2 protein-coding genes and 1 pseudogene are annotated in these 2,134 nt (G+C 61.0%); 1 reads left to right on the top strand and 2 read right to left on the bottom strand.

Annotated elements, in window-relative coordinates; translation table 11 throughout:
- The coding region (locus D6T64_RS22960; RefSeq protein ID WP_233550740.1) for a hypothetical protein at positions 1–233 on the top strand (233 nt) is incomplete at its 5' end.
- A gap of 197 nt (positions 234–430) precedes the next feature.
- Here D6T64_RS22960 and D6T64_RS00045 read toward each other — a convergent pair.
- Positions 431–1,387 (bottom strand): ROK family protein, encoded by a 957-nt coding sequence (locus D6T64_RS00045; protein ID WP_233550739.1) that lies wholly within the window; start codon positions 1,385–1,387, stop codon positions 431–433.
- Positions 1,388–1,500: 113 nt separating this feature from the next.
- Positions 1,501–2,040: pseudogene (locus D6T64_RS00040) on the bottom strand (aldo/keto reductase); the annotation flags it as partial.
- Positions 2,041–2,134 lie beyond the last annotated feature (94 nt).

Here is a 2,134-nt window from a genome sequence, read left to right as displayed (position 1 = left end):
GTCGATTCAGCGGAATCAGTTTGATGAAGGCAGTTTCAACTCTGTGGAACGGCAGTACCAACATCGTGGACTACCCGTACCAACTAGGACTACTTGCCACGATGCGCGCGTCGAGTCGCGCCGGCAGCTGGGTTGATGGTCCTGAGCAGCTTCAATGCTCGCGAAGCATCCTGTCGGTGGCTCGCCGTAAGGTCATGTCACCGGAGATTCCGGTGCAAGGCGAAGGAGCCTGAAATGCGCGTTCCACCGTATTACTCGACCAATCCGAATGACCCCGACGTGCACCACGTGCACAGCGACTGCCTCTCCGGAAAGCAAATCCCGGCCTCAAACAGGCGGCAAGGCACAAAGAACTAGCCGACATTTGATCATGTGTTGCGACGATGGCTAGAAAGCGCCCAGGCCATCGTGAACCGTGACCGCGCCGTGGTCACCGGGGAGGTGGACCAGGTTCGGGGAGAGCCGCACTTAGTATGCATTGGTGGTACCAAAGGGCAGCAGCACCGAGCAAGGGTCCGTCGCCGGACAAGCCCGACGCGGTGATTCTGATGTCGCGAGCGTAAGCGAGGACGGCGTTGCGGTTGGCAGATTGTCGAACGAGGTCAATATAGTCAGGCCTGACTGCAACGAACCCTCCACCAATGGCGACCGCTTCGAGGTCGAGCAAGGTTGCTGCGCTAGCAATTGCTTGGCCAACGAATGCGGCTGACCGCCTAGTAGCAGTGTCGGCAATTCTGTCTCCTTGTGTGACGGCCACCGCAAGGTCTTCTCCGGTGGAGCCGCTCCAACCGTGGCGTCGGGCCCACCGCACGGTCGAGGGCCCCGAGGAGACGGCTTCAAGGGTGGTGTCTTCGGTATGATGGCCGGGTTCAGCAGCAACGTGAATCTGCCCAATGTGTCCAGCATTACCTGACTTCCCAGATAGAAGCCGACCGTCAGTGACGATGCCGCCACCCACTCCGGTCGAGACTACGATGCTCATCGAAGCGCGAGCATGACGGGTAGCGCCCATCCAGTGTTCAGCCAAAGCGATGCAGGTGCCATCAAGGCGCAGAGCGGTAGCCACTCCGGCAGCGTCTTCAACGATGGAACGCACAGAGTATCCAGCTAATGCCGGAAGATTGAGCGGGCTGATGGAGCCTACCGCCAGATCGACCGGGCCCGCGGAACCGATCCCCGCGGCGGTCACCGGTGCCGTTGCTGCATTCATCGAGGCGCGAACCGCTTCAAGAAGAAAGTACGTGACCTGGTTTTGCGAACGGTGAGCTCCGGTAGGCCGGCGCTGCCGGCTACCAGGCTGTATTCTTCCGCTGCTATCGATCAGAGCGGTCTCGAGTTTAGTGCCGCCGAGGTCGACGGCGAGAACCAATGGCGGGATCATAGTCATGAGTGTTTCCTTGCGAGAGGGGAGGGCCCGGAGGTTGCGTGCCCTCCCCAGTGATGGTGCCTCAACTGCTTTTACCTCAGCCGCCACGTGCTAGGGCCGTGCGAGCTGAACGCTCAGCTCCTGACGTTGATGTCGCGGTGGCGTTGGTCAGCTCCGGCTTTGCCGTACGGATAGTCGGCAACGACGGGTGCGCTGGCCGTGTCGAGGCGCTTCAGCTCGCCGAGAGTGAGTTCCACAGACGCAGCGCCGAGGTTATCGGCGAGTTGGTCGGTGTTGCGGGCTCCTAGGATCACAGCGGTTACCGCGGGCTGCGCCTCCAGCCACGCCAACGCCACCTGCGCCTGGTTGACCCCCTTGGCCTTCGCGATTTCCTCGAGAGTATCGAGGATTAGCCACGTGCGCTCTTGCTTGTTGCGAGGCTCCCACGCTTCCATTCCACGCTCCGGGTTGTCGCCCAGACGCGTGGCACCCGTCGGATCGGTGTCCCGTTTATATTTGCCGGTAAGCCAACCACCGGCGAGCGGGGACCACGGCAGCAAACCAATGTTTGCATCTAGCGAGGCGGGTACAATTTCGGACTCGATCTCCCGTACGAGCAGGCTGTACTGCGGTTGGAGCGTCACCGGCGGAGTGAAGCCGTTTGCACGTGCTAGGGCGTGTCTCCTAATGATCCGTGGGGTCGTGTGGCACAGTTGACGCATGTCGCGAACTGCCGTTTTATCTGACAGCGAGTGGGCTCGACTCGAG

It is taken from the genome of Cryobacterium melibiosiphilum, assembly GCF_003602235.1.
In the GTDB taxonomy this organism is placed as follows: Bacteria; Actinomycetota; Actinomycetes; order Actinomycetales; family Microbacteriaceae; genus Cryobacterium; species Cryobacterium melibiosiphilum.
The sequence above is the reverse complement of the archived record's forward strand: the minus strand, read 5'-3'. Positions and strand labels throughout refer to the sequence as shown.